The sequence below is a fragment of the Asaia sp. SF2.1 genome (genome assembly GCF_000505765.1).
GTDB lineage: Bacteria > Pseudomonadota > Alphaproteobacteria > Acetobacterales > Acetobacteraceae > Asaia > Asaia bogorensis.
In genome coordinates this window covers 245,420-246,054 of record NZ_AYXS01000012.1, presented here as the reverse complement: position 1 = coordinate 246,054, position 635 = coordinate 245,420, and the positions used below count along the sequence as shown (strand labels likewise).

The 635-nt window shown below is 60.8% G+C and carries 2 protein-coding genes; both read left to right on the top strand.

Annotated elements, in window-relative coordinates; translation table 11 throughout:
- Positions 1–327, top strand: a 327-nt coding sequence (gene lepB / locus P792_RS38725; RefSeq protein ID WP_035439698.1) for a signal peptidase I, incomplete at its 5' end; no start/stop codon positions are given.
- Between the two features lie 9 nt (positions 328–336).
- A partial coding sequence (locus P792_RS38720) for a ribonuclease III domain-containing protein (protein ID WP_023978533.1) occupies positions 337–635 on the top strand: 299 nt, incomplete at its 3' end.

The window sequence follows — 635 nt, the reverse complement described above, 5'->3', positions numbered from 1 at the left end:
TATCTCGAAACCTTGCCCGGGAGTGCGGGTGCCGCGCCCGTCACGCATCAGATTCTGAAGCAGACGGATGAGGGTGAACAGAACGACACGCGCGAATATGTCGTGCCCGAGGGTTACTTTTTCGCGATGGGCGATAACCGCGACAACAGCGGGGATAGCCGTTTCCAGCGCGATAATGGTGTAGATCTCGGCTATGTGCCGATGGTCAATCTGGTGGGCAAGGCACGCTTCGTGTTCTTCTCGTACGAGGCCGTTCATCCTCTCTGGCAGTTCTGGCAATGGCCCTTCGAGATCCGCTGGAGCCATCTTTTTGCGACCATGCATTGAGGGTGGCTCATGACGACTCATGACGCCATAGCGGAGACGCTCCAGAAGGCCCTTGGCCACCAGTTTGCTGATCAGGGGCTTCTGCGACAGGCGCTCACCCACCGTTCTGCCGTCTCCGCCCGTCAGGGACGGCGCGCGCCACGTCAGGCCGCACGGGTTGCGAGCGCAGCCTCGAACGAGCGGCTGGAATTTATTGGTGATCGTGTGCTCGGTCTGCTGATGGCTGAATGGCTGCTTGAGCAGTTCCCCGATGAGCCCGAAGGGGCGTTGGGGCCGCGCCATGCCTCACTGGTCTCGCGCAATGCTCT